At 36.7% G+C, this 26,082-nt stretch carries 27 protein-coding genes and 1 other annotated feature (1 of these 28 only partly in view); of the genes, 10 read left to right on the top strand and 17 right to left on the bottom strand.

Translation table 11 applies throughout. From position 1 onward, the window contains the following. Positions 1-71: 71 nt before the first annotated feature. Positions 72-503, top strand: coding sequence for an NUDIX hydrolase (locus AC3WTA_RS10810; RefSeq protein WP_000283463.1), 432 nt, complete (start codon positions 72-74; stop codon positions 501-503). 27 nt (positions 504-530) lie between these two features. Here AC3WTA_RS10810 and ackA read toward each other — a convergent pair whose 3' ends face one another. From ackA to AC3WTA_RS10835, 5 genes are all read right to left on the bottom strand, one after another. Further along, the gene (gene ackA / locus AC3WTA_RS10815) at positions 531-1,724 is read right to left on the bottom strand and encodes an acetate kinase (protein ID WP_000034572.1); all 1,194 of its coding nucleotides are present in this window, start codon (positions 1,722-1,724) and stop codon (positions 531-533) included. Positions 1,725-2,023: 299 nt separating this feature from the next. Then, positions 2,024-3,010 carry a class I SAM-dependent methyltransferase gene (locus tag AC3WTA_RS10820; RefSeq protein WP_000084362.1) on the bottom strand — a complete coding sequence of 329 codons (987 nt, stop codon included), beginning with the start codon at positions 3,008-3,010 and terminating at the stop codon, positions 2,024-2,026. Positions 3,011-3,209: 199 nt separating this feature from the next. Next, entirely contained in the window at positions 3,210-3,710 is a 501-nt protein-coding gene (gene tpx, locus AC3WTA_RS10825; RefSeq protein WP_000024522.1) for a thiol peroxidase, read from the bottom strand. A 133-nt stretch (positions 3,711-3,843) separates the two neighbouring features. Next, the gene (ytfJ, locus tag AC3WTA_RS10830; RefSeq protein WP_000350005.1) at positions 3,844-4,239 is read right to left on the bottom strand and encodes a GerW family sporulation protein; all 396 of its coding nucleotides are present in this window, start codon (positions 4,237-4,239) and stop codon (positions 3,844-3,846) included. Positions 4,240-4,251: 12 nt separating this feature from the next. After that, positions 4,252-4,890, bottom strand: coding sequence for a DUF2953 domain-containing protein (locus AC3WTA_RS10835; RefSeq protein WP_492332874.1), 639 nt, complete (start codon positions 4,888-4,890; stop codon positions 4,252-4,254). A 205-nt stretch (positions 4,891-5,095) separates the two neighbouring features. On the opposite strand from AC3WTA_RS10835, the gene AC3WTA_RS10840 reads away from it, so the two are divergent. Beyond that, a complete protein-coding gene (locus AC3WTA_RS10840) occupies positions 5,096-5,899 on the top strand; it encodes an NAD kinase (RefSeq protein ID WP_000785190.1) in 804 nt (267 codons plus the stop codon). Positions 5,900-6,006: 107 nt separating this feature from the next. Here AC3WTA_RS10840 and AC3WTA_RS10845 read toward each other — a convergent pair whose 3' ends face one another. From AC3WTA_RS10845 to AC3WTA_RS10880, 8 genes are all read right to left on the bottom strand, one after another. Beyond that, complete coding sequence (locus tag AC3WTA_RS10845; protein WP_078182798.1) at positions 6,007-7,575, bottom strand: amidohydrolase; 1,569 nt, start codon at positions 7,573-7,575, stop codon at positions 6,007-6,009. An 87-nt stretch (positions 7,576-7,662) separates the two neighbouring features. Next, positions 7,663-8,094, bottom strand: coding sequence for a VOC family protein (locus AC3WTA_RS10850; protein WP_000600353.1), 432 nt, complete (start codon positions 8,092-8,094; stop codon positions 7,663-7,665). 102 nt (positions 8,095-8,196) lie between these two features. Beyond that, complete coding sequence (gene mbcS, locus AC3WTA_RS10855; protein WP_000817724.1) at positions 8,197-9,783, bottom strand: acyl-CoA synthetase MbcS; 1,587 nt, start codon at positions 9,781-9,783, stop codon at positions 8,197-8,199. Between the two features lie 176 nt (positions 9,784-9,959). Beyond that, a complete protein-coding gene (locus AC3WTA_RS10860) occupies positions 9,960-10,154 on the bottom strand; it encodes an alpha/beta-type small acid-soluble spore protein (RefSeq protein WP_000157912.1) in 195 nt (64 codons plus the stop codon). Positions 10,155-10,234: 80 nt separating this feature from the next. After that, positions 10,235-11,449, bottom strand: a complete 1,215-nt coding sequence (thiI, locus tag AC3WTA_RS10865; protein ID WP_000989277.1) for a tRNA uracil 4-sulfurtransferase ThiI — start codon at positions 11,447-11,449, stop codon at positions 10,235-10,237. 6 nt (positions 11,450-11,455) lie between these two features. Then, positions 11,456-12,598: a cysteine desulfurase family protein gene (locus AC3WTA_RS10870; protein WP_000638959.1), complete on the bottom strand. Its 1,143-nt coding sequence runs from the start codon at positions 12,596-12,598 to the stop codon at positions 11,456-11,458. Positions 12,599-12,825: 227 nt separating this feature from the next. Beyond that, entirely contained in the window at positions 12,826-14,538 is a 1,713-nt protein-coding gene (gene ezrA / locus AC3WTA_RS10875; RefSeq protein WP_000377307.1) for a septation ring formation regulator EzrA, read from the bottom strand. Positions 14,539-14,745: 207 nt separating this feature from the next. Then, a complete protein-coding gene (locus tag AC3WTA_RS10880; protein ID WP_492332875.1) occupies positions 14,746-15,588 on the bottom strand; it encodes a LysR family transcriptional regulator in 843 nt (280 codons plus the stop codon). A gap of 124 nt (positions 15,589-15,712) precedes the next feature. Between AC3WTA_RS10880 and AC3WTA_RS10885 the strand changes: the two genes are divergently transcribed. Further along, positions 15,713-16,657 carry a DMT family transporter gene (locus AC3WTA_RS10885; RefSeq protein ID WP_000358804.1) on the top strand — a complete coding sequence of 315 codons (945 nt, stop codon included), beginning with the start codon at positions 15,713-15,715 and terminating at the stop codon, positions 16,655-16,657. An 11-nt stretch (positions 16,658-16,668) separates the two neighbouring features. Here AC3WTA_RS10885 and refZ read toward each other — a convergent pair whose 3' ends face one another. Continuing rightward, the gene (gene refZ, locus AC3WTA_RS10890; protein ID WP_000814940.1) at positions 16,669-17,307 is read right to left on the bottom strand and encodes a forespore capture DNA-binding protein RefZ; all 639 of its coding nucleotides are present in this window, start codon (positions 17,305-17,307) and stop codon (positions 16,669-16,671) included. Positions 17,308-17,454: 147 nt separating this feature from the next. Between refZ and AC3WTA_RS10895 the strand changes: the two genes are divergently transcribed. Beyond that, positions 17,455-17,934 (top strand): GAF domain-containing protein, encoded by a 480-nt coding sequence (locus AC3WTA_RS10895; RefSeq protein ID WP_000494320.1) that lies wholly within the window; start codon positions 17,455-17,457, stop codon positions 17,932-17,934. 62 nt (positions 17,935-17,996) lie between these two features. Here the strand turns inward: AC3WTA_RS10895 and megL are convergent, their stop codons facing one another. Beyond that, on the bottom strand, positions 17,997-19,175 hold the full coding sequence (gene megL, locus AC3WTA_RS10900; protein ID WP_000726585.1) for a methionine gamma-lyase: 1,179 nt from the start codon (positions 19,173-19,175) through the stop codon (positions 17,997-17,999). Positions 19,176-19,574: 399 nt separating this feature from the next. Here megL and rpsD point away from each other — a divergent pair, with 399 nt between their 5' ends. From rpsD to AC3WTA_RS10925, 5 genes are all read left to right on the top strand, one after another. Next, positions 19,575-20,177: a 30S ribosomal protein S4 gene (gene rpsD, locus AC3WTA_RS10905; protein ID WP_000135322.1), complete on the top strand. Its 603-nt coding sequence runs from the start codon at positions 19,575-19,577 to the stop codon at positions 20,175-20,177. A gap of 496 nt (positions 20,178-20,673) precedes the next feature. Continuing rightward, positions 20,674-22,065 carry a T7SS effector LXG polymorphic toxin gene (locus AC3WTA_RS10910; RefSeq protein ID WP_002096281.1) on the top strand — a complete coding sequence of 464 codons (1,392 nt, stop codon included), beginning with the start codon at positions 20,674-20,676 and terminating at the stop codon, positions 22,063-22,065. Beyond that, positions 22,055-22,600 (top strand): hypothetical protein, encoded by a 546-nt coding sequence (locus AC3WTA_RS10915; RefSeq protein ID WP_000932708.1) that lies wholly within the window; start codon positions 22,055-22,057, stop codon positions 22,598-22,600. Before AC3WTA_RS10910 ends, AC3WTA_RS10915 begins: the two co-directional genes overlap by 11 nt. 256 nt (positions 22,601-22,856) lie before the next feature. Further along, a complete protein-coding gene (locus AC3WTA_RS10920; protein ID WP_000312812.1) occupies positions 22,857-23,321 on the top strand; it encodes a hypothetical protein in 465 nt (154 codons plus the stop codon). A gap of 72 nt (positions 23,322-23,393) precedes the next feature. Continuing rightward, positions 23,394-23,858: a hypothetical protein gene (locus tag AC3WTA_RS10925; RefSeq protein WP_001147017.1), complete on the top strand. Its 465-nt coding sequence runs from the start codon at positions 23,394-23,396 to the stop codon at positions 23,856-23,858. A 65-nt stretch (positions 23,859-23,923) separates the two neighbouring features. Here the strand turns inward: AC3WTA_RS10925 and AC3WTA_RS10930 are convergent, their stop codons facing one another. After that, entirely contained in the window at positions 23,924-24,052 is a 129-nt protein-coding gene (locus AC3WTA_RS10930) for a hypothetical protein (protein WP_000050940.1), read from the bottom strand. 150 nt (positions 24,053-24,202) lie between these two features. Between AC3WTA_RS10930 and AC3WTA_RS10935 the strand changes: the two genes are divergently transcribed. Next, complete coding sequence (locus tag AC3WTA_RS10935) at positions 24,203-24,505, top strand: YjdJ family protein (protein ID WP_000154636.1); 303 nt, start codon at positions 24,203-24,205, stop codon at positions 24,503-24,505. Between the two features lie 78 nt (positions 24,506-24,583). On the opposite strand, the gene tyrS is transcribed toward AC3WTA_RS10935, so the two are convergent. After that, complete coding sequence (gene tyrS, locus AC3WTA_RS10940) at positions 24,584-25,840, bottom strand: tyrosine--tRNA ligase (protein ID WP_000512075.1); 1,257 nt, start codon at positions 25,838-25,840, stop codon at positions 24,584-24,586. 70 nt (positions 25,841-25,910) lie between these two features. After that, positions 25,911-26,082, bottom strand: a binding site (T-box leader) (it continues 57 nt past the right edge of the window).

The following is a 26,082-nucleotide window of genomic DNA, read 5'->3' on the forward strand; positions in this document are numbered from 1 at the left end:
ATACACGATACTTTTTATTACAAAACACATTATAATCATCCTTATACAAAAGAAATAAGGAGTGATTATATATGTATCCACGTGCAAAAGCTTTTGGCATTGCTATACATCACGATCGCCTTCTCGTACAAGAATATCATACAGGCGATGAAACATTTTACCGACCTCTTGGCGGTTCAATTGAACTTGGTGAAAAATCAGCATATACCGTTATTCGTGAATTTAAAGAAGAGCTTCATACGGAAGTGGAAATCACCCATTATTTAGGCTGCTTAGAAAACATCTTTCATCTTGATGGAGAAATTGGTCATGAAATCATTCAACTATATTCTTTACGCTTATTAGACACATCACTATATGAAATGGAAATACTGAAGATACAAGATGAGCAAACCGTATCATATGCGAAATGGATTCCTACTACGGCATTCATTCAAAATGAAAAAATATTATATCCAGATGGAATTTTGAAATATATCCCAAAAAAAGACGAAACCCTATAGGATCTCGTCTTTTTTTCATATAGTATATTAACCAATATCTCCAAGACGTAGTACGTCACGAGCGATCATAACTTCTTCGTCAGTTGGAATTACGATAATTTTTACTGGAGAGTGTGGGAAGCTGATGAATGCTTCTTCACCAAATACGTTATTACGTTTTACGTCGAAGTATACGCCCATGTACTCAAGGCCTTCTAATACACGCTCACGAATAATCGCACTGTTTTCACCTACACCAGCTGTAAAGATGATAGCGTCAACGCCTTTCATACGAGCAGTGTAAGAACCGATGTATTTGTGGATACGGCTTACGAATACATCAAGTGCTACTTTCGCACGGTGGTCGCCTTCTTCTTCTTTCGCAATGATGTCACGTAGGTCACTAGAGTAACCAGTAAGACCTAACATACCACTCTTCTTGTTTAATACGTTAACTACTTCTTCTACTGTTTGGCCTGTTTTTTCCATGATGTATGGAATTAACGCAGGGTCAAGGTTACCAGAACGTGTACCCATTGTTACACCAGCAAGTGGAGTGAAGCCCATAGAAGTATCGATAGATTTACCGCCTTCTACTGCTGCGATACTTGCACCGTTACCTAAGTGACAAGAAAGTAAGCTTAAGCTTTCAAGTGGACGACCTAATAATTCAGCCGCACGCTCAGTTACGTATTTATGAGAAGTTCCGTGGAAACCGTATTTACGGATACCGAATTTTTCATAGTACTCATATGGTAGGCTGTATAAGAATGCAGATTCCGGCATTGTTTGGTGGAATGCTGTATCGAATACTGCTACTGCTGGTACGTTTGGTAATACTTCTTGGAATGCTTTAATACCAACAAGGTTTGCTGGGTTATGAAGTGGTGCTAAATCGCTTAACTCTTCGATATCAGCTAATACTTCATCAGTAATTAAAACAGAGTCAGCAAATTTTTCGCCGCCGTGAACAACACGGTGACCGATACCGCCAATCTCATCTAGAGACTTAACGATTCCGTTTTCAGTTAATTTTTTAAGAAGCATATTTACTGCTACTGCATGATCTGGAATATTTGTAATTTCTTTTTGTTTTTCGCCATCTACAGTAATAGTGAAGATACTATCTTCTAAACCGATACGTTCTACTAAACCTTTTGTTAATACTGTTTCACTTGGCATTTCAAATAATTGGAATTTTAAGGAAGAGCTTCCTGCGTTAATCGCGATGATTTTTGACATCTAGTCTTTCGCCCCTTTTTCTCTTGGTAGTTGTGTGGATATGTCCACAAACCGCTCGATTTTATCTGATTAAATTCACTAAATATGAAAACGTTTCATCATTAGTGAATTTTATACTCACGATTTTAATTTAAACATCGTCCGACATATATTTCAAGTGAAAAAATTGTAACACCAAGAAAAAATATATATTACAGATTTCAAAAAAATTCAGTTTAATCTAGTATATATTTAAAAATATGACATATCATATAAAACTGTACTACATGAATTACTAACCCTGTTACATATACCTCGCCTTATTTGTGGGTTGCAAACCAAGTATTTAATTGATCCATAATGTTCTCCATCGCCTTCATGTTGGAGAATTTAGGTAACTCCACTAATAACGCCTGTTTTGGCATTGTTACACTAGGACCTTTCTTTTGGAGAACAAATATACTTTTTGCATTTTTCTCGTTTTTAAACATGGAAACAGGTAGCTGTAATAGCCCTTGAATAAAACATGTTTCTTTAATAAATGCATGTAATTTTGGTGCTTGATCACTTTCAAAAATGAAGTTTGGTACTAGGAAGAATAAGTACCCGCCTTCTTTCGTATGTTTCACACTTTGTTCAATAAATAGGTGATGTGCATACGACATTCCTTCATCTGCTTTTAACTTATATTCACTTGCACCAATTTCATTTGGATAGTAACCAATCGGTAAGTCTGAAACGACTGCATCAACCGGATCGATATAAAGTGGCGCTAGTCCATCTTGATGGAAGAATTCGATTGCATGCTTTTGTAAATTCGCATTTACTAAAGCAAGTTTAATTAGCACTTCATCCACTTCTACACCAAATCCACTCATTGCTAGTCCTTCTTTGGCGCTATTAAATACTGTAGTCATTAAGTTACCTGTTCCAATTGCAGGATCTAAAACAGTAATTTCGTTTTGCCCTTGCATAAATTTATGGAATAAGTAGCTCATGAACATTCCAACTGCATCAGGCGTCATTTCGTGATTCGCTTGCACGCCTTCTTTCATTCCTTTTAAGATGGCTAACTGAAATGCTTTACGAATTTCTTCCCCTTTATATGTTTCTTCATTAAACGTACTATATTCACGATTCAGCCTTTCAATTGCTGATTCAGATAATTCCTCTTGTAAAATTGCTCCTTCAAACAAGTTATCACCTGTTTCTACAAGCGCCTCTAAATATGTTACATCTAATTCTTTACGTAAAACTACCGCAGAAGAATCAAAAATAGAAAATAATGTTTCTACTGTCTGACTCACGTACATTCCTCCTTCTCTCTTTTACACATAACTTATATCATACCACAAAGTATTTTTTTCCAAAAAGAAAAAGCGACCTCCTACAAAGAGCTCCCCTTTAAGTTATATATGATATAACGTTTTTTCTCATATATTGGTACCATTACGCAGCAATATATGAGAAAAAACGACCTCTTTATAAGAGGTCATTTCTTTCACATTATTTTGCCGCTTTAGCTGCTTCTAATGCTGCTTCATAGTTTGGATGGCTTGTACCTTCGCTTACGTATTCTGCGTAAACTACTTTGTCGTTGCTATCTACTACGAATACTGCACGAGCAAGTAAACGAAGCTCTTTCATTACTAAGCCGTAAGCTTCACCGAATGAAAGGTCACGGTGGTCAGAAAGTGTTACAACATTTTCTAAACCGTTTGCTGCACACCAACGTTTTTGAGCGAATGGTAGGTCAGCGCTAATTGTTAATACTTTCGCGTTTTCAATACCTGCTGCATCTTGGTTAAAACGACGTGTTTGTGCATCACACACACCTGTGTCGATTGAAGGTACAACACTAATTAATTTTACTTCGCCTTTGTATGTTTCTAAACTTACTGGAGATAAGTCATTTGCTAATACTTGGAATTTTGGCGCTTGATCGCCAACTTTAACTTCTGTTCCAACTAAAGTCATTGGGTTACCTTTAAAAGTTACGTTTGCCACTTGAAAATCCTCCCTTATTTAAACAAAATATGTACAATGTAAATGATAGTTTGTCCCTATCGATAATGCAAATAAAATCGCTTTATTTACAAAAAAATTAAAGAAGCTAATCCATTGATTAGCTTCTTATTTGTTAAATTTGAAATTCAGGATCGTCTTCTTTTCGTTTATCCATCATTTCCTTCACTTTATCAACAGCTTGTGGCGCTAATTCAATTATTTTATCGATGACGTGTGTTTGCTTATCTAAATGCAACACTTTTACACCCTCTCCATTTATAACAAGAAAAGCAACAGGATTAATAGAAACTCCTCCACCACTTCCCCCGCCAAATGGATGACGGCCTGAATGTTCTACTTTACCAAATTCACTTCCACCAGCGGCGAATCCGAAACTAACTTTCGAAACGGTAAGAATTACACTTCCATCTGCCGCTTTAATCGGATCACCAACAATTGTATTCACATCAGTCATTTGTTTTAAATGCTGCATTGCGGTTGTCATTAAACCTTGAATTGGATGGTCCATTCTATATCCCCCCTATGCTTGAACTGATTTTTCATTCGTACCAGATCTTTGTCTTCTCATAAACGTGAGTAATTTGATACCAGTTTTTATAGCACGAAATATACGAAAAGATGCTGTTAACTCACATCTTGATGCAAATCCTTTCCCTTGAAAAACAGGGGTAATTTCAAATTCTGGTACGTCGACAATATGCATATATTGTCCTACAACTCCAGCAGCCATTCCTTTTGTCCCCCATGCATATCCAGTGACAATTCCAGTGCTAGCTGCGTCGCCTGTTCCAATTTGCGTGTGCCATTTCCACCCATTGATTTTCACTCGTTTGAGAAAATCTTTAACAATAGTATGAACTTCTTGTAGCTTTTTTATCAGCTCCCCCATACTATCAAGTTGCGCCATAATTTTATTATCTAATCCACCGTCTTTTTCAGCTTTTTCGATTTTCTGCCCTGTCTTTTTCTGTTGTTTTTCAATTCTTTCCAATACATCAAACGTATATCGAATCATCCATATTTTCACTTGAAACAAACATTGCTTTTCCATTTCTGAATATAAAAATGTCACTTTAAGCTTTATTTTCGACAATAGTATAAGCAAAATAAAAAGGAGAAGAATTATTATTCCAATCACGAGCCACTTCATACGTATCATCCTTTCACTCCGTACCCATTATCGACAAGTTTATTCATCATTAAACAGAATCCTTTAAGATTGAATATAAAAATTTTTCTAAAAATAAAAAAGGATTTTGACATTTTATATCGAAATATATTATTTGAACATATCGTCGGGGAACGTATTTGGATGATATGTAGCACGAAGAACAGAAAATTTAACTGCAGTGGAGGGATACATAATGGCAGATCGTCGCAATTTATTTTTCTTTTATGGTGATGACAAAGCAACGCTCGTTGAAAGAATGAAACCAATCTATCGTATTTTAGAAGAGAATGGATTCACCATATTAGATCATCCAAAAAATGCAAACGCTATCGTCAGTGTTGGAGATGATGCAACTTTCTTACAAGCCGTTCGTAAAACTGGTTTTAGAGAAGATTGCTTATACGCAGGGATTTCTACGAAAGATGAAATTTCGTTCTACTGCGATTTCCATATTGATCACGTTGATACAGCCCTTCAAGAAATTACAAAAAATGAAATTGAAGTGCGAAAATACCCAACAATTCAGGTAGATGTAGATCACGGTACATCTTTCCATTGTTTAAATGAGTTCTCATTACGTTCTAGCATTATTAAAACATTCGTAGTAGATGTTCACGTTGATGATCTATATTTCGAAACATTTAGAGGGGACGGTTTAGTTGTTTCTACCCCAACAGGAAGTACAGCTTACAATAAATCGTTACATGGTGCGGTTGTTGATCCGCTCATCCCATGCTTCCAAGTAAGCGAACTAGCATCATTAAATAACAACACATACCGTACGCTCGGTTCACCTTTCATTTTAAATCACAAGCGTACATTAACTTTAAAACTAAAACCAAACGGTAACGATTATCCTGTTATCGGTTTGGATAATGAAGCGCTTAGCATTAAACAAGTGGAAAAAGCTGTTGTACGCTTAAGCGATAAACAAATTAAAACAGTTAAATTAAAAAACAATTCCTTCTGGGAAAAAGTACAGAGAACGTTTTTATAGCATTAAAATAACCGCTGAATTATGGGATTCCATAATTCGGCGGTTATTTATTTCTCTCGCTACCGGCCACTCTTCGTGTCATTTTTTGTCGGTAAGTCGATATATTTTCACGCGTCTTTCCTATACACAATCTTCCCATCAATTACAGTCATTTCTGCTTGTACTTCTTTTATTTCTTCTGCCTCTATTTCAAATATGTTTCGATCTACTATCGTAAAGTCTGCCTCATATCCTTTTGCGATTTGTCCTCGCTTCGCTTCTTTTCCGATTGCATAGGCACTTCCTGTTGTAAATAAAGAAACAGCCTCATATACCGTTAATCTTTCTTCCGGTATATAACATACGCCGTCAATAAAACTTCTGCGTGTAACAGCACTATATATACCTAAAAATGGATTCACTTGTTCTATTGGCGCATCAGATCCACCGTTGCAGTGTAATCCCGCTTCCAGTAACTTCTTCCAAGCGTACGCATAGCGAAGACGATGCTCGCCTAGTTTTTCAATGACTGATGGGAAATCCGATGAAACAAAGACTGGCTGTATATCAATAATGGCTTGCAAGTTTTTCATTCTCTCAATTAACTCTTCACGAGCGAGCTGGCAATGAATAATGCGATCACGCAATCCTTCTGCAGGTGGATATAATTCAAGTGCATCAATGACATATTCAAGCGATAAATCACCTATTGTATGAATCGCAACTGGCATATGTAAATCACGTGCTTTTTTCACTAACTCCGCAAGCTCTTCACGCGAGAAGATTGCAACTCCATTTGTTTCCTGCGCATCTTCATACGGCTCACTTAATAAAGCTGTTCTTCCGCCAAAAGAGCCATCAGAAAAAATTTTCATCGCACCAAATTCAATATAATGCCCATTTTCATATTCTTTTCGTTCATGTGCTACTTCATGGTGAACGAGTAAATGTGCTTTAAATGGCATTTCTTTTATAACATGAGAAAAAGCATTGTGCGTTTTTCTAAAACCACCGTAATAATTTAAATCTTCCGTATGCCCGCCAACAAGTCCATATTGCCAACAATCTTTAATTGCTGTTTGCAGGGCTCTTTGTAAATAAGCTTCATCAATTTCTGGCTGCACATGTTTAATTAATTCTTGTCCTTGTTCATATAAAAGGCCTGTTAACATATTTGATGAATCCCGGCCGATTTTCCCGCCTTTCGGGTCTTGCGTCATTTCTGTTATGTTCGCTTCTTGCAATATGTATGAATTCACCCATGTAACGTGGCGACAAACCCGCTTTAATAAAATTGGATGTTCTGTAGAAATTTCATCTAAATCACGTACATGCACTTGTTTTGTATCTGTAAAGTTATTTTCATTCCAGCCTTCTCCAATAATCCAAGAGCCCTTTGGAGCTTCTTCCACTCGCTCCCGCACAAGAGTCAGCACTTCGCTATAAGATGTACAGTTTGATAAATCTAAACGAAGTAATCTCTCTCCATGACCAATAAGATGCATATGACTATCAACGAGACCTGGAATCATCGTTTTCCCTTTTAAGTCGCACAACTTCACGTCTGAATATTTGCTTTCTAGCTCTTCCTTACTCCCGGCATCAACGATCATACCCTTTTCAACATAAATAGCTTCTACTTTTTCATTCTCTTCTCTCATCGTGTAAATGGTGCCGCCATACCAAATTTCTCCCATATACCCATCCCCTTTTTCCTTAAGTCTACGAAATTAATCCGTATAAAAAAAGCACCATTTCGATTAAAAATGGTGCTTTTCCAAAAATTAATTTTGTTCAGTAGGATTCGTTGTGATTTGCCATTCAATGCTAAATTTATCTTTTAGTTGTCCGTATGCTGGGCTCCAGAATGTTTCTTGAAGTGGCATAATAACTTCTCCACCTTCTTGTAACTTTTCGAATACTTCTTTCGCTTTTTCTGCATTACTAATTTGAATTGCAATTGTTACTTGAGATCCGATTGCATGCCCTTGACCTGGGAATGTATCAGAAATCATAAGGTCCGTGTTACCAACTTTTAAAGTAGCATGTAAAACGCGCTCTTTTGCTTCAGCTGGAATCGGGTATTCTGGATTTTCAGGCATGTCACCAAAAGTTTGCATGACTTCTACTTTTGCGTCTAACGCCTCTTTATAAAACTGTACAGCCTCTTGCCCACTACCATCTAAAACTAAGTACGGATTAATACCTAAAATCATACGGACACCTCTTTTTTAAGTTTATAAAATCGAACTTGTGTTCGTTTTTATATTATCATTGTTTGCCATTTCATTCAACTATTTCCTTCACTGTTTTCAAAATTATTTTGACGGAATCTCCATCTCTTGTTTTCTAAGTTCAATACGGCGAATTTTTCCGGAAATCGTTTTTGGTAGTTCATCTATAAATTCAATTTTGCGAGGGTATTTATATGGTGCAGTGAGTTCTTTGACGTGTTGTTGGAGTACTGGAATTAATGTTTCTTCGTTCTTGTCTATATTCTCTCTTAATACGATAAATGCCTTCACGACACTTCCGCGAATTTCATCAGGGCTTGCAACAACCGCACACTCTCTTACATAAGGATGTTTTACGAGTGCATCTTCTACTTCAAACGGCCCAATTGTATAACCAGAGCTAATAATAATATCATCACCGCGCCCTTCAAACCAGAAATAGCCTTCTTCATCTTTCTTCGCTTTATCACCAGTAATATAATAATCACCGCGGAATTGCATTGCTGTGCGCTCATCGTCTTTATAATATTGTTTAAAGAGGGCTGGTGTTTCAATGTGAACTGCAATATCACCAACTTCTCCTACCTTTACCGGAATACCTTCCTCATCTACAATATCAACGTGGTTGCCTGGCGTTGGTTTTCCCATTGATCCTGGTCTAATATCCATTCCTTTCATTACACCAACAAGTAATGTGTTTTCCGTTTGCCCATAGCCGTCTCTTACTGTAATATTAAAGTGCTTTTGGAACGTTTCAATGACTTCTCTATTTAACGGCTCACCTGCGGATACAGCGCTATGTAACGCTTCTAAATTGTACTCACTTAAGTCTTCTACTTTTGCCATTAATCTATACTCAGTCGGCGTACAACAAAGCACATTCACCTTATTATCACCTAATAAGTTTAAATACGTTTTTGGTTCAAACTTACCGTGGTATACAAATCCGGTTGCACCTGAACCGAGAGTTGCTACAAACGGGCTCCAAATCCACTTTTGCCAACCTGGACTAGCCGTCGCCCATACAACATCATTCTCTTCAATCCCGAGCCAGTTTGGAGCGCTCGTACGTAAATGAGCGTATGCCCATGCATGCGTATGAACAACACCTTTTGGATTTCCTGTCGTCCCTGACGTGTAAGATAAAAAGACCATATCTTCTTTATCTGTCTTTGCCATTTCTAACAGGTCACTTTCTGTTTCTAACGCTGTTTTTAAATTAATCCATCCATCTACTGACTGCTCGCTCAGAACGAATTTTTGAAGAGATTTCATCGCTTCTATATCATCAAACTGCCCAATGTACGGCTCATAACTTACGATTGCTTTTACTTCCCCGTGCCCAATACGATATTCGATATCCTTCTTGCGTAACATTTCCGAACTCGGAATTACGACAAATCCTGCTTTAATCGCAGCGATATACGTCATGTACGCTTCAATTAAACGTGGCATCATAATGAGGAGCTTGTCCCCTTTTTGCAGACCACTCTTTATAAAAGCGTTTCCAATTTTGTTCGCACCTTTCATTAACTCAGCGTATGTAACTTCTCGTCTATTCCCTTTATCATCTTGCCAAATTAAAGCAAGCTTCTCTTTATCACTTGTATATTTCTCTATTTCAGAAACTAAATTATAAGACGCTGGCGCCAACAATTCTTCTCTCTTCATACAATATCCTCCTCCATTTCTATGCCTCCCTTATATAATAAAGAATTTTCAGTCAATTTTGAACCCTCTTCTTTTGACAAATTTTTTATATCTATGTCGAAATGAATGTATAACGGTGCAAACAACAAAAAGAAAGAGCGGGAGAACCCGCTCTTTCTAAGCCATCATATATGGGATTATTTTTGGAAACCGCCTAATTGTTGCTCAGCTAGTGAAACTAGACGTTTAGTGATTTCGCCACCAACAGAACCGTTAGCGCGAGATGTTGCATCAGCTCCAAGTTGAACACCAAACTCTTGAGCGATTTCGTATTTCATTTGATCTAATGCTGCTTGAGCACCAGATACTGCTAATTTATTGTTGCTTGCCATGTTGTATCACCTCCTTGTGAGTATAGAGTGTGATAAACAACATGACTTCATACACGTTTTAGATATGGTAATTTATGGTTTTAGAAAAGTTCTTCGAATTTTTCTTCTTCCGCCACTACTTCTACCGTTTGTAATACCATTGTTTCTTTGTTCGCTACAGCTTCATCGATTAATGGTGTGAAATCGTATTTCGCTTCAAAACGATTCGCTTTTTCACGCTTCGGCTTCGTCGCTGGGCTTGCTGGTGTGAATACTGTACAGCAATCTTCGTACGGACGAATTGAAATATCATATGTGCCGATTTCTTCAGCAATTTTAATAATTTCTAATTTATCCATCGTAATAAGTGGACGAATAACCGGATAGTTTGTTACTTCGTTAATTGTATGCATACTATCTAACGTTTGGCTTGCTACTTGTCCAAGACTTTCACCAGTCGTGATTGCAAGTGCATTACGTTCCTCTGCAATACGCTCTGTAATACGCATCATCATACGGCGCATAACTGTCATTGAATAGCTAGATGGAATTTCTTTATTAATCGTTTTTTGCACTTCTGTAAATGGAACAAGGTGAAGCGTTACACGTTTACAGTACTTCGTTAACTCTTGTGCTAAATCGATTACTTTTTGTTTTGCGCGCTCGCTTGTGAAAGGTGGGCTATGGAAATGAACTGCTTCCACAGACACGCCGCGTTTCATCGTTAAGTACGTTGCTACTGGGCTATCGATACCACCAGAAAGAAGTACCATTACTTTTCCGCCAACGCCAACTGGTAAACCACCAGCTCCCATGTGCTCACCACACATAATATAGCTGTAACCACTGCGAATTTCTATACGTACATTCACATCTGGATTATGAACATCTACTGTGATATCCTCTGTATTTTCTAAAATGTGCCCACCGATTTCTGGAAGTAACTCCATCGTCTTCATTGGGAAGCGCTTATCAGAACGGTGCACTGTAATTTTAAATGTTTTCACATCGCCTTTTACTTGTAAGAAAGCTGCTAATGCACCTTTTTTAATATCTTCTAATTCTGATGGTACTTTCATCGCTAAGTTAAACTTATGAATACCAAATACATCTTTCAATCTTTCAGAAATTGCTTCATGGTCTTCGCCATTTAATTGGATGTACATACGATCATGTGTTGCATCGATTTTAATATTTGGGAACTTTTTCAGTTTGAACTTTACGTTATCTTTTAATGTGCTTACAAATTTAGAACGGTTCTTACCTTTAGTCGTCATCTCTCCATAACGAACTAAAATATATTCATATGTCATCATATTTCTTTACCTCATCACTTCATATAATTTTGGCATCGTCTCTTTCACAATACCTTCAAATTGTTTTACTTCTTCCATCGTGTTTTCTGGTGCCAAACTAATACGAATAGCACTTGCAGCAGCGGCATGGGGTACTCCCATTGACACTAACACTCTGCTCACTTCATTTGCTTTTGAAGAACAAGCAGACTTCGTCGATACATATACACCGTGCTCTTCTAAAGCATGAACGACCACTTCTGGTTTTAAACCAACAAATGATACATTTAAAATGTGCGGTGCTGCATATGCAAGCGACGTATTGATTGTTACATCTTCCATCTCTTTCAAGAAACGGACAAGCTCTGTTTGTAAATTGTGCAAATGAGCTATCTTTTCTTTCACTTGTTCCATTGTCATGCGAAGTGCTTTCACCATCGCTACAATGCCAGGTAAGTTTTCTGTACCAGAGCGATACTTAAGCTCTTGTTGACCACCTGATAAAATTGGATCTAACCTTACGCCATCACGTACATAAAGAAGACCCGTTCCTTTTACACTGTGGAATTTATGTCCAGATATTGAGCAAAGATCAATATGAGAAGCATATAAATCAAGCGGTACTTTTCCTATCCCTTGTACATGGTCCACATGGAATCTTATTTTCGGATAGTTCGATAATAACGTTCCAATTTCAGCAACAGGCTGAATTGCTCCAGTCTCGTTGTTCACGTGAATAATTGACACAAGAATCGTATCTTCACGAAGTGCTCGTTTTACATCCTCTACCGATACAACACCATGCTCATTAACCGGTAAATATGTTACATCAAAACCGAGATCTTCTAATTGTTTATATGCTTCAAACACAGACGCGTGTTCAATATTTGTTGTAATGATATGTTTACCGCGCGAACGATTCCTCATCGCTATTCCTTTAATCGCAAGGTTATTCCCTTCCGTTCCACCTGATGTGAAAATAATCTCAGAAGGTTTAACGTGAAGAAGCTGCGCTGCAATCGTTCTTGATTGTGTTAATAGACGCTCTGCCTCTCCTCCAAGCGAATGAATAGAAGAAGGATTACCAAAATATTTCCCAGCAACCGTCACGTACGATTGAAGGGCTTCTGGATATGGCTTCGTCGTCGCACTATTATCAAAATAGATCATCGTTCTTCCCCTTTCAGCGCTATCACATCATATAATCATATCATAAATACTTGTCATTACGCTAAGACTACGCAAAGGTTCCGTTTTATCCCGATTAGTGAATAATAATAATTAGTGAGATCCCCCACTGATTACAGTTTCACTTTATTTTGAAACGAATAACCTTGCTGTATTCCGCTATTCATTATAGCAACATCGCCTGCAAAATTACACAAAAAAACAAACCCTTATGAAAGGGTTTGTTCATTGTCTACATATTCAGCTATTTTTTGAACAACGCCAGGTTCAAGTTGCTCTAGTACAGAAGCCGCTTGTTCTAAAGCTGCATCGTATTGATATTCACGGAATAATTTCTCCGCATAATTTAAGCTCTCTGCAAGGTTCTCATCATGACTGCGGTAACGATTACCGTATTGAATTAATTTTTCAACTAAATACGCTTGTCCAATTAACTCTTCTGTCATTTCAGCTACACCATTAACAGTTGTGTACGCTTCTTCTAAACTGCTATTTACAGCGTTCATATTTAACGGTTTCACTTCTAACTGTTCATATACAGCTTGCATTGCCATTTGTCCTCTTTTTAAATCTTCCATAATGCTTTCTGGAAGACCTGGCAAATTCGACTTTTTCATAAAACGTTTCGTTTCAAAAATGATATTTCGCATTTCTTGTAACTTCTCACGCGCTTCAAATTCTTCTTTACGCATCGTTTGCAACATTTCTTTATATTCTGCATGAAGTACTTTTAACGTTTCACATTGCTCATAAACCTCTTCTAGTTCCTCACGAATAATAGAGAAGGCAATATCTTGTTCCGCAACGCGTAATTGCAGCATTTCAAAACGTTTCATTAAAATGTGCATTTGCTTTTCAATTACTTTTTGAGACTCAATGTCCTTATCTTGTAACTGATAACTTTGTTTCACAAGTTGTGTTTCTGCTTTTGTTTCAATCGTTTCAATGCGAATTTCTTCTAAGTCTTCATAAACAGAAAGTGTTTTTTGCTCCACATAATGTCTCGCATGTACTTCTTGTTCTAATTGATCATAGAAGCCATCTAAACGCGTTTTTAAGTTTTCTACTTTTTCAGCTGCTTCCGTTATATGAAGCTCCTGTATATCCATTAAACATGTTTGTAGTTGTGTCGTCATATCACGAACTTCTTTAGGGACTTCCAAATACTCTAATACATAACCTTGTCTTACCATGTCATTATGTCCGTGTAATAAATCTTCCAGCTGAACTGGTAACGTCGCTTGACACTCTACCAATAAATCTGGAATTTGATGAATAATGATTTCTAAGTTTGCTAAACCTTCTTCTAAACTAATGACAATTTCTCTCGCCTTTAAGTAGTCGCCATTATCTGTTGCCTCTTCAAAGCTTTTAAACTTATTAGATTCAGCATCTAGCATCTCTTCGATTTTCTGCTCTGCTGCTCCATACATATGTCTATGAGCAAGAACACTCTTCTTCATACTACGATATGTATCACGTAACCCTTCAATTTCCGAGCTATTTTTTTCATGGCTTTCTAACAATTGCTGTAATTCATTTAAAATGTCTGTAATACGATTATCAGCGTCATCTAAACCACTTATGGATTCATTCATCGCATGCTTTGCTTTTCGGAAGGAGAATTGCGAGGCGAATTTTCGCGCTTGCGCTAAATCTTTGTCTGCTTTCGGAAGGGTTGTTGATACAATCTCATCCCATTCTTCACGCCATTTACCAAACAGTTCTTCTGTTTGACCTGTCATATTTAAGTCTTTCACCCGTTTTAGTTCATCTGCCACAGGCTTATCTTTTATCTCTTGTTTCCACTGCTCCAGTGCTTCAATATCTTTATATGAACGATTTCTTATCACAAGCTCTATCATGAGCAGCACTAGAATAGAGCTTACTACAATGATAACGATCGTCAGGATAGAATCCATGCAAAAAAGCCTCCTAGTTATATCTCTTTTTTTGTCCGTTCCGTTTATGAAATGGAAGGCATTATGTATAAAAAGGGAATCCCCCTATATTTAACAACTAACAATGTACTAATCATACCATGTAATGGCGTGTTTTTGACCTAGTTTTTTTTAAAATTTCATGTTTCTTTCAATGCAATTGTAATCTTTCTCAATCTTCTGTTTGGATTATCTCCCATCATCAAATGATTGTAATAACAGGTTCTCTTTCATATGAGATACGAAATAAATTTTGCGCACAAGTGGTGGCTCAATTGAAATCGCATGCACATTTCCTTGCTTTACCGCTTGCTCTACTGCGATTTCTGGAAGTAACGTAATACCAAGTCCAGCTCCGACCATTGCAAGCATCGGTTCTGCATAAGAAGTTTCAAATGCAATGATTGGTTTCGCCCCTATCCCTTGAAACATATTCGTAATCATTTTCCTTACATCACAAATTTCTGGATATACGATTAACTTTTCATTTTGCAAATCTTCCATTCGGATTACTATTTTCTCTTTATAAAGATGATCACTTGAAACTACACAAACAATTTTTTCTTCTCGCATTTCTTTTATACACGTAGCGTCTTCTACTACTGAATCGACGAACATCGCTTCAATCTTCCGCTCTTTAAAGAGTCCCGTTAGTACTTTCGTATGCTCAATTTTCCATTCTACTTCGAATCCTTCACCTAATACATCTTTACATTTTGATATATAATGCGCTGCTAAACTTGGCAATATGCCTATAGAAATTTTCCGCTTCTCTTGAAAATTCTTCATTTCGGCTTTCACTTCATGGATGTGTTCCAAAATCGGTAACATTCTTGTTATAAATAACTCTCCAGCTTCTGTTAATTCCACTCCTTGCGCGGAACGCTTCAGTAAAGTAACCTCTAAATCCGCTTCTAACCTTTGAATTTGCTTACTAAGCGCCGGTTGAGAAATATGTAAAAGCTTACTCGCCTTTGATAAACTTCGCGTATTCTTCACTTCAATAAACGATCGTACTGCTTCCAAATCCATCGTACACACCTCTAACAAAAAGTTATAACTGTCATAAAAAATCGATATTTCCCTCTATAAACAATTACTCTTTATACTTATTTCATCAACTTACTATAACGAAATGAAAAGGGGAAAGATACTCTTGGACAAAAAACAAATGCTACTCGGATCCCTCCTATGCTTACTTGCCGTAACGGCTTGGGGATTTATGTTTCCTGTCATGGCAAATGCTCTGCAGTTTATCGATCCGTTCTTCTTCACAACTATCCGATACGGATCAGCAGCTATTATTTTTCTTATTTTGCTATTCATTACTGAAGGAAAAACTTCACTCCACTTAGAAAAAAGAACACTTTCGTTATTCTTTTACGGAACAGTCGGTTTCGCTGGATATGGTTTTCTCATTTTTTACGGCCAACAACTTGCCGGGCCTTCTGGGGCCATTCATGCTGCGATGATTCAATCTCTTATGCCGCTCATCGCTTTATTATTGCAGTGGATAACAAAAAACAAACGCCCACAAAACTACACATTCCTTTGTATGTTCGTTGCATTGCTCGGTGTTATGCTTGTCATTTCAAAAGGAAATATTCACTTTTTATTTGGAGCTGCCAGTCACCTCTCAACAAATATACTTATGCTATGCGGCGTTACTTGCTGGGTCATTTATACGAACGGTGGTGCTCGTTTTCAATCTTGGTCACCACTTCGATATACGACGTTAACTTGTTTATTCGGCTCGGTTTCACTCATCGTTATCGTCACTTTCTTCACTTACACAAACATCGTTACTATGCCGTCACTTCGTACAATTATGAGCGTTCGTTTTGAACTCTTGTATATGTCGATTGTTGCAGGTGTTATCGCTGTATTTTGCTGGAACACAGGAAATCGCTATATTTCATCTATTAACGGCATATTATTTATGAATTTAGTTCCTGTACTTGCACTTATCGGTTCCATCTTTCGAGGTTATACAGTCGACAAAATTGAAATTGCCGGAGCCTCATTAACAATTATCGCGCTATTATGCAACAATGTATGGCAAAGGAAAGAAAGCACAAAAATCCCCACCTCAGTTCGTTAGGTGGGGATTCTTCACATATGAACAGCTCTTGGTAATTCATAGTATATATTCGTTATACATAATGTGTGTTCCATCCATTGTTCAATTTCTTTCGTGTACATTTCTATGAAAAATGTCTCAGACGGAAAAGAATGCAGCACTTCTGATATATATTGCGGATATAAAAACGGCATATTCATCATGCCTTTTAATTGCGTCATAAACATTGTAAAAGATACCTTTTTAAATTCTTGCTTCATTTGTCCATGCTTTATAATTTGCTCTATATAATATCTTTCTTTAGAAAAGTAAATGGTCATCACTTCGCGAATTAATGTCGTATCAAGCGAAAGCTCTCGGTAAAAAAAACGTGTCAATTCCCTATTTTCAAATTGATATCGTAAAATCCCACGCACCATTTGCACCATCATATCTTTAGCCGACAAATATTCTCTCTGTTCAAAGGACGTTTCAATCACATGAATATATCCTTCTAAAAAGTCAGTAATAAGCTGTTCTAATAAACCTTGCTTTCCAGCAAAATAATATGAAATATTCGCTACATTCACATCCGCTCGCTTTGCAATTTCTCGCACCGACGTTCCATCATAACCTTTCGTGTTAAACAACGATATTGCCGCATCAATTACTTTTTGTTTCGTCTGTTTCATGCGCTCACTTCCTCTCACTGAACAGCTATAGTTTAAATTTCTTGACTTTTAAGACAAATTCCTTTAATTTTCTATCGACAAAGTCATGTGAAATACATCGTATTTTGCTAATATTTTACACATCTCGATAAAAAGGGAGTTGTTTCCATGTTTACAAAAGAAAGTTATGCAGGTTCTCGTGAAGAACAATACGAGACAGTAATTAAACAACTGGATGCATTATTAACTGGCGAACCGAACGTAGTCGCAAACTTATCAAATGCGTCCGCATTATTAAATCAATTTTTAGATCGTGTGAATTGGGTTGGCTTTTATGTAACAGAAGGAAATCAGCTTGTTCTTGGACCTTTCCAAGGAATGCCTGCTTGCGTGCGCATTCCATTTGGACGAGGCGTTTGCGGCGTTGCAGCTGAAACGAAAACAACGCAGCTTGTAGCAGACGTTCACCAATTCCCAGGACATATCGCTTGCGATAGTGCTTCTAATTCAGAAATCGTCGTACCGATTGTGAAAGAAGGAACTGTTATTGGTGTACTTGATATCGATAGCCCTGAAAAAAATCGTTTTGACGAAGTGGATCAGCGCTATTTAGAAAAGTTTGTGGAAACACTCCTAAAACATATTTAAAAAAGAAAAGAGCGAGTTATCGATTGCGTACATCACGTACGAAACCGATAGCTCACTCTTTTTTATTGATTACTAACAGTAGATATTTTCTTTAGTGCCTGTTCTAAATCAGAAACGATATCCTCCCATGATTCTAAACCGACAGATAAACGTATTAAATTATCGTAAATACCCATTTCTTGTCTTAGCTCAGCTGGAATCGCAGCGTGCGTCATCGTTGCCGGATGCTGAATTAACGTTTCTGTATCTCCTAAACTTACGGCAATTGTAATAAAATGAAGGTCATTGATAAACGCTTGCGTCTCTTCTTTTCCGCCTTTTACTGAAAAAGAAATCACACCGCCGCCCCGTTTCATTTGGCGAGATGCTAACTCACCTTCTGGATACCAAACGCCCTCTACTGCATCATGATTTTTCAGAAACGATACAATTTTTTCGGCATTATCACAATGGCGGTCCATTCTTACCGCTAACGTCTTTAATCCGCGTAACAATAACCATGCATCAAACGGCGCCATAATACCACCGATATCTTTTCGCATCGGGCGAATTTTTTCAGCTAACGCTTTCGTTTTACAAATCGTTACACCCGCCACAACATCACCATGACCGCCAATATATTTTGTCGCACTATGAACAACCGCGTCACAGCCAAGTTCAAGCGGTCTTTGTAAATAAGGTGAACAAAACGTATTATCAACAATAACAAGTAAGCCATTTCGCTTCGCAACCCGAATCACTTGTTTTAAATCGATTAATTTCATCGTTGGATTAATCGGTGTTTCAACGAAAATAAGCTTTGTATTTGGGCGAATCTTATTTTCAATATCAGCCTCTGTCTCCATATCACAAAACGAATGCGTAATCATAAATTTCTCTTCTAACACTTCTAAAAAACCGTACGTGCACCCGTATAATCCATTTGAACAAATAATATGATCTCCAGCTTTTAAAAAACCAATTAACGTTGCGGAAATGGCTGCCATACCGGATCCGAAAGCAAGTGCTTCTTCTCCTCCTTCTAACACCGCCATACGTTCTTCAAATAATTTTACAGTTGGATTTCCAAGTCTTGAGTAAATATAAGATGGATCCACTCCCGCAAAACTCGCCTCTCCTTGCTGCGCAGTCTCAAATGTAAATGTAGACGTTTGAAATAGCGGTGGTGTTAAACTTCCTTTATGTTCCTCAGATGTATAACCGTGATGAATTAACGCTGTCTCCATATGCTTCTTTTTCATAAAAACATCCCCTTTTATGTTTTTATACCGCATATTCATCAACAAAAAATTAATGAACATTTTTTACCACATTTTATGTAAGCGTTTTATTTGTGTTTCTATCAATTCTTGTATATCGTTTTAAATTCCTTCTTATTAATTTCCAAAATTTATATGCATAAAACAAAAACGTACCCGCTTGACGAAACTCTAGGTAAAAGATATAATAGCGTTTGTGTAAAATAAAAAGGCAGCCTTGTAATGTGAGTTTATCGTTTGTATTTTGTTCCTCTACGGAGGTGTATCTCGTAACTCCCTGCTGCTGGAGCGAAGGTACATGAAAACAAAATGCCCGTAAATATCGATTACGTCTGTTTTTATTTTACGTAAATAAAAACATTTTTAAAGGAGGAGTCAACTATGGCTCGTTATACAGGTCCAGCTTGGAAACTGTCTCGTCGTCTTGGAATCTCTCTAAGCGGCACAGGAAAAGAATTAGAAAAACGCCCTTACGCACCAGGTCCTCACGGTCCTAACCAACGTAAGAAACTTTCAGAATACGGTTTACAATTACAAGAGAAACAAAAACTTCGTCACATGTACGGCATGACTGAGCGTCAATTCCGTCGCACATTTGACCAAGCAGGTAAAATGCCTGGTAAGCACGGCGAAAACTTCATGATCCTTCTTGAAGCTCGTCTTGACAACCTAGTTTACCGTATGGGCTTAGCTCGCACTCGTCGTGCAGCTCGCCAATTAGTAAACCACGGCCACATCACAGTTGATGGATCTCGCGTAGATATCCCATCTTACCGTGTAAAACCTGGTCAAACAATCAGCGTTCGCGAAAAATCTAACAGCCTTGTTGTTGTTAAAGAAGCGATCGAAGTTAACAACTTCGTACCAGAATACTTAACTTTCGATGCTGATAAATTAGAAGCTACTTACACTCGTCACGCTGAGCGTTCTGAGTTAGCAGCTGAAATCAACGAAGCATTAATCGTAGAGTTCTACTCTCGTTAATCTCGGTACTCTGAAAAGAGTAGTATTAAAAGCCTTAGGAACCTTGTTTATCAAGGGGCCTGGGCTTTTTTTATTGAATATAGCCGGTATATGTATAGAAACAGAACAATGTAACAAAATAAAAAAGAACTGCAAGTCTATAGTTAATAAAAATTAACCCTCTCTCTAGAATTTCATCAATTTTTTATCCACATTAATAAAAACCTCCCCCTTCTTCTAACACTTAAAAATACTATATTCTCCCCCATAACTCATTTTTCTTTGCTATACTCTCCTTTCGTTAACATGATTTTTACAACGTATTTATTTGTATATAATCTATACCTTCCCTTTTTCTATTTACATTCAACCTTAAAAACCTCTTCATCACCAGAGCATCCGAATAAGATTAAAAAACTTAATGAACAAGCAACTTTTCAGCTCAATAATCAGAACATTACATTTACAACAATTCCCTTAAATTGGTATTATTTTCTTGTAAGGGGAGGGAAAGTTCATGTCTTTAAATATGTATCTCGGTGAAGTACAAGCTCAAACAGAAAGTATGAATGCTTTCTGTAACGCTACTATTCAAGGAATGGAACAAATTATTCATTCTATTGACGCTTTTGCATTGGATACTGTTCTACAAGGACAAACATATAGTAGTGCAAAAGCATATTTCTTACAAACCTTTCGTCCGTTAGCACAAGGAATCATTTACTTATGCGAAGAATTAATCCGTCAAAATGATGCTTTTCCAAGAGACTTTCAATCACAGGTAGCTTCTACAGATGTTATCGAACAAGAAATAAGAGAACAAATCCAAGAAATCAATCAAACCATTGCAAGTATAGAAGCAATAGAGGTACTTACACCAATGCCTGGAGTAGACTCAATTGTGGCTGTTTTAATTACGATGAGAAAAAAGCTTGATGAAAAACTAGAGCGTCTACATGAATTCGATTATACATCCAGTAATAACTACAGCACGGCCCTTCAACTAGCAGCTAGTATTGCTATGGGTTTAGCGGAAGTCCAAAGCGGGAAAGGTTTTAGTCCGGTAAGTGGTACATTTAGTACACAAAGGTTGAATATGGAATGGATAGCCTCTATTCAAAAAATTGCAGAGGAAAGAGTTCAAGAAGCCGAAATAAAAAAAGAAATTGAAGAAAAAATGGCTTTGCAGGAACAAGAAGCTAATAGACCGTGGTACCAAAAAACAGCTATTGGCGCTTGGGAATTCTTCCAAGGAATTTGTAATTCAGCTGCTGAAAACTTTACAGGCGTGGAATTACCAATGGGCAATGAATTAGAAAACAAAACAACCTTTCAAGCCGGAAATCTTGTGGGGAATTTTGTATCAGGGGTAGGATCTATTTTTGAAATTTTGGGCGGTATAGCCATTGTAACAGGATCAAATGTTGGAACCGTATTGTTAGAAGGAGTAACTTTCGGGGCAGCATCACCAATTGTTATCCCAGCTGATTTAGTTCTTACAACCGCTGGAGCAGGTGTTGCTACACATGGTACATTTGTATGGTATAATACGATTCAAAATAGTATTGATACTCTTCAAAAATTCCAATCTTCTAGTAGAATTGCAGCTGATTTTGAAAAAGGAATTAGCAAGTTACCTAAGGAAGAACGTATTCCCAAAGTAAATAAGAAAGCGGAAGAAATCGCAAAAAACAATGGATGGGAAAGAAATAAATCATTAGAAAAAAAGAATAAAGGACGAACTATTTATACTGACCCTAAAACTAAAAAACATTACTCAGTAGATACTCAACATGGAAGATTTGAAGAACTCAATAAAAGAGGTAAACATTTAGGTGAAATTGATTTTGATTTGAAAGGAACTAAAGGACCAGATAAGTCAGGAGGGCATGACATAAATGTTAAATAAAAAAATTGAAGAAGTAAAAAGAAAATACTACGTTGAAAAAAATATAGAAGAATATCTACAAAAGTCTTCTATCAAACTAACTCTCCCTAAACAAATAATTGATTTTTGTAATAAAAATAATATTAAAATTAAAGGAGATAGCGACATAGTATTTCCTTCAAATGATTGGTATATTACTTTACCAAGTTATGTAAAAGGTGAGTTTGAAGTTGAATATACTACATATCTTATCATTTCTAAACTAGCTAATGTATATTCTATCCTTAATTCCTTTGAAATTGTAAATAAAGATGTCAATGGCATGATGCCTACTTTAACTGGAGATTCAGAGCAAGAATATACTAGATTGCAATCTCAATTAATATCAGTTATTGAAACAACTCTAAAAGCAAGCGGATATGAAAGAATTGGTTACACAGATAGTAGCCGAAAAATAGAAGGAATAAAATTTGCAGACGATGTCGCACTATTTGGTCCCGATGTAACTGTTGATGACATTCTATTTAGGGATGTACTCGATGTAACACCTGATTGATATTTAAACTAACGTTTACGTTAGCTTTTCCTTTGTTTCAAATCAAATATCATGGAAAAGGCATATTTGATTTTACTGGTGAAAATATTATAACTAAGATACTTCAAAATGAACTGTATCAAGCGGATTATACATTTGCAAAGACTTCAATTTCACGTACGAAAAAAGAAACAAATTCAGGAAAAATTTTGAGACGTATTTGAAAGAAATGAAAGGTAAATATGCTATTGAGATTAGGTTTAGGGAGGAATAATTGATGGCATATGATTTAGAACTTGAAATAAAAGAGGTACTTGAGAAAATTGATTTTGTAGAAAGATATAAATCCTTATCAGAAAAATTTCCCGATAGAACAAATACATTTGAAAACTATGAAAATCAAAAAGCTATTGAAGTATTCGAGTCTCTTGGCTATAAAGCTCGTTACAATAAAAAAGAAGACTTTTTTATTGTAGGAGAAGTAAAAAACAAAGATGTCTACACCTTTAGATTCAACATCAGCTTAAAATATGGTGTTGCTGAATTGATTTGGGAAGCATGGCATAATGGTGAAGTTAGAGCTGGAGACCCTTGGGACATATTTATAAGATTGTTATCAAATGACACGGAAAAAGTACCCGTGCTATATTTCCACAGTTACAATGAACTCAAAGAAATCATGAAAATTGCCTTTGAAATGTACGAAGATTTTAAGCGAGAATTAATTCCTATTTATTCATGATTTCACCTTAAAGATATATGAAGTAATGACCCAAAAATAAGGATAGACTTAATATTTTAGGAGGAATAACTTTTGCCTTATTCATTAAAACCTGAAATACAAGCCAGTCTTGCAAAAATTGATTTTATTAAGAGATATAAAGCCCTATCAGAAAAGTTTTCTGATAGGGAAAATACATTTGAAAACCATGAAAACGAAAAAGTAATTGAAGTATTCGAGTCTCTTGGCTATAAAGCTCGTTTTATGAAAAAAGAAAACTTTTTTATTGTTGGTGAAGTAAAGAACAAGGATTTCTATACTTTCAGATTCAATATCAGCTTAAAATATGGGCTCGTTGAATTTATTTGGGAAGCATGGCACACTGGTGAAGTTAGAACTGGAACATCTTGGGCTATGTTTGTAGACGTATTATCCAATGATACTGAAAAAGTGCTCCGTCCAGGTTTCCACAGTTATGAAGAACTCAAAGAAATCATGAAAATTTCCTTTGAAATGTACGAAGATTTCAAGCGAGAATTAATTCCTATTTATTCATAATGTAAAAAGCTACCGAAGACAACTAAACAGTTACTTCGAGTAGCTTTTATTTATATATATTAAAGTTATTTATTTTCCTCTTTCTGAACATATACATAAGCATCTTTCTGCTCTTTATGTATATCCACCTTCGAATTCTCTGCAAGCTGACCCGCGTTTAGCAAAGAAAAAATAATGAGCGCTTCTAGTGACATTTTGTTTTACCACTCCTTTCTAGTTGTTATACATTTATCATACCGCTTACATGTGATTTTCGTATGAACTCGAAAAGGAGATTACAACAAAAAGGTTACAAGAATACGAATGCACGCTATAATAACCATTAAATAGGAGGTTGATTCATTTTGACAATAAACCAAATGGTTCAATTAGGTAGTGCATGTATGTTATTTATTACTTCCGCGCTTATTAATTGGTATCAAGGGAGTAATTTGATAGATGATCCTGATGAATGGAAATATAGCGCTAAGTTTACGAATTACTTTAAAGGTACCGTTTCAAATTACCAAGATATTTATCAAATCGATTTCTTTATATATGCGGCAAAATTTCATCCAACAGCATTTGTTGTTATGCTTATTAGTTTACTTTATATGCTCGTATTAATTCTTCATATTCTATTTACAAGAACTCGTAAGGCAATCTAAATTTATACATAAAAACCCCGAATCATAGACTTTTCAGCCTACAATCCGGGGTACTATTTGTTTTATATTCGTTTCTGATTAGTAACGAATTAAGAAATATTTCTTTTTACCGCGGCGAATGATTGTAAATTTACCTTCGATGCGGTCGTTTTCTGTTACAACGTAGTCTAATGCTTGTGTACGCTCACCGTTTACGTAGATTGCGCCGTTCGTTACATCTTCACGTGCTTGACGTTTTGATGGAGAGATTTTGCTTTCTACAAGTAAGTCGATTAATACTGTATCTTCTGCAGTACGTTCTACAGATGGTACGTCTTTGAATCCTTGTTCGATTTCGCTTGCAGTCAGTTCTGCTACAGAACCGCTGAATAATGCAGCTGAGATTTTAATCGCTTGCTCTAATGCTTCTTCGCCGTGAACAAGTTTTGTCATTTCAGAACCTAATGCTTTTTGTGCTGCACGTTTTTCTGGCGCTTCAGCTACTTGCTTTTCAAGCTCAAGAATTTCTTCATGAGATAAGAATGTGAAGTATTTTAAGTATTTTACAACATCACGGTCATCTGTATTAATCCAGAATTGGTAGAACTCGTAAGGAGTTGTTTTCTCTGGGTCTAACCAAATTGCGCCGCCCTCTGTTTTACCAAACTTCGTACCGTCAGATTTTGTAACTAGCGGAATTGTTAAACCGAATGCTTTCGCATCTTCTTCTGATTTACGGATTAATTCAAGACCAGCTGTAATGTTACCCCATTGATCACTACCACCGATTTGCAAGCGGCAATTATGGTTTTGGTATAAGTTTAAGAAGTCGTATGATTGTAAAATCATGTAACTAAACTCAGTGAATGAAATACCAGTATCTAAACGAGATGCTACTGTATCTTTTGCTAACATATAGTTTAAACCGAAGTTTTTACCGATATCGCGTAAGAATGAAATTACATCTAAGTTACCAAGCCAATCATAGTTATTAGCCATCGTTGCTGGGTTGTCCACGTTTTCGAACTCTAAGAAGTTTGAAAGTTGGTTTTTAATGCTTTCTGTGTAGTAAGCAACTGTATCTTTCGTATTTAATGTACGCTCTGCTTTTTTACCACTTGGATCACCGATCATACCAGTACCACCGCCAACAAGTGCGATTGGTTGGTGACCAGCTAATTGGAAACGACGTAACATTAATACTGGTAACATATGACCGATGTGTAAGCTATCCGCTGTCGGGTCGAAACCACAGTATAATTTAACGCTTTCTTTTTCTAATAATTGCTCAAGTCCCTCAGCATCTGTTTGCTGATTAATTAAACCGCGAAATTCAAGATCTTGTAAAATACCCATATCCTACATACTCTCCTTTAAGTTCATTACTGGCGTGAAGGTTGAAAACATAAAAAAATCGCCCCTTTAAATAAGGGACGATTTTGATTATCGCGTTACCACCCTAGTTGCAGGCAAAAAAAGCCTACCACCTTATTTACATAACGGCTTAGCACCGTCTTTTCCCTTTTGAATACAATTCAATCGAAAAAAGATGCTCTAGGGGCGTAATTCGCGATCATCTATGTGCTGATTTTCACCGG

The sequence above is a fragment of the Bacillus sp. EB106-07-01-XG149 genome, from assembly GCF_058791555.1.

Excerpts from the sequence above, each read along its gene's own strand:
- AC3WTA_RS10810 (WP_000283463.1), top strand. The coding sequence starts at position 72 with ATGTATCCACGTGCAAAAGCTTTTGGCATTGCTATACATCACGATCGC.
- ackA (WP_000034572.1), bottom strand. The coding sequence starts at position 1,724 with ATGTCAAAAATCATCGCGATTAACGCAGGAAGCTCTTCCTTAAAATTC.
- ytfJ (WP_000350005.1), bottom strand. The coding sequence starts at position 4,239 with ATGGACCATCCAATTCAAGGTTTAATGACAACCGCAATGCAGCATTTA.
- AC3WTA_RS10835 (WP_492332874.1), bottom strand. The coding sequence starts at position 4,890 with ATGATACGTATGAAGTGGCTCGTGATTGGAATAATAATTCTTCTCCTT.
- AC3WTA_RS10840 (WP_000785190.1), top strand. The coding sequence starts at position 5,096 with ATGGCAGATCGTCGCAATTTATTTTTCTTTTATGGTGATGACAAAGCA.
- AC3WTA_RS10845 (WP_078182798.1), bottom strand. The coding sequence starts at position 7,575 with ATGGGAGAAATTTGGTATGGCGGCACCATTTACACGATGAGAGAAGAG.
- AC3WTA_RS10850 (WP_000600353.1), bottom strand. The coding sequence starts at position 8,094 with ATGATTTTAGGTATTAATCCGTACTTAGTTTTAGATGGTAGTGGGCAA.
- mbcS (WP_000817724.1), bottom strand. The coding sequence starts at position 9,783 with ATGAAGAGAGAAGAATTGTTGGCGCCAGCGTCTTATAATTTAGTTTCT.
- AC3WTA_RS10860 (WP_000157912.1), bottom strand. The coding sequence starts at position 10,154 with ATGGCAAGCAACAATAAATTAGCAGTATCTGGTGCTCAAGCAGCATTA.
- thiI (WP_000989277.1), bottom strand. The coding sequence starts at position 11,449 with ATGATGACATATGAATATATTTTAGTTCGTTATGGAGAGATGACGACT.
- AC3WTA_RS10870 (WP_000638959.1), bottom strand. The coding sequence starts at position 12,598 with ATGATCTATTTTGATAATAGTGCGACGACGAAGCCATATCCAGAAGCC.
- ezrA (WP_000377307.1), bottom strand. The coding sequence starts at position 14,538 with ATGGATTCTATCCTGACGATCGTTATCATTGTAGTAAGCTCTATTCTA.
- AC3WTA_RS10880 (WP_492332875.1), bottom strand. The coding sequence starts at position 15,588 with ATGGATTTGGAAGCAGTACGATCGTTTATTGAAGTGAAGAATACGCGA.
- refZ (WP_000814940.1), bottom strand. The coding sequence starts at position 17,307 with ATGAAACAGACGAAACAAAAAGTAATTGATGCGGCAATATCGTTGTTT.
- AC3WTA_RS10895 (WP_000494320.1), top strand. The coding sequence starts at position 17,455 with ATGTTTACAAAAGAAAGTTATGCAGGTTCTCGTGAAGAACAATACGAG.
- megL (WP_000726585.1), bottom strand. The coding sequence starts at position 19,175 with ATGAAAAAGAAGCATATGGAGACAGCGTTAATTCATCACGGTTATACA.
- rpsD (WP_000135322.1), top strand. The coding sequence starts at position 19,575 with ATGGCTCGTTATACAGGTCCAGCTTGGAAACTGTCTCGTCGTCTTGGA.
- AC3WTA_RS10910 (WP_002096281.1), top strand. The coding sequence starts at position 20,674 with ATGTCTTTAAATATGTATCTCGGTGAAGTACAAGCTCAAACAGAAAGT.
- AC3WTA_RS10915 (WP_000932708.1), top strand. The coding sequence starts at position 22,055 with ATGTTAAATAAAAAAATTGAAGAAGTAAAAAGAAAATACTACGTTGAA.
- AC3WTA_RS10920 (WP_000312812.1), top strand. The coding sequence starts at position 22,857 with ATGGCATATGATTTAGAACTTGAAATAAAAGAGGTACTTGAGAAAATT.
- AC3WTA_RS10930 (WP_000050940.1), bottom strand. The coding sequence starts at position 24,052 with ATGTCACTAGAAGCGCTCATTATTTTTTCTTTGCTAAACGCGGGTCAG.
- tyrS (WP_000512075.1), bottom strand. The coding sequence starts at position 25,840 with ATGGGTATTTTACAAGATCTTGAATTTCGCGGTTTAATTAATCAGCAA.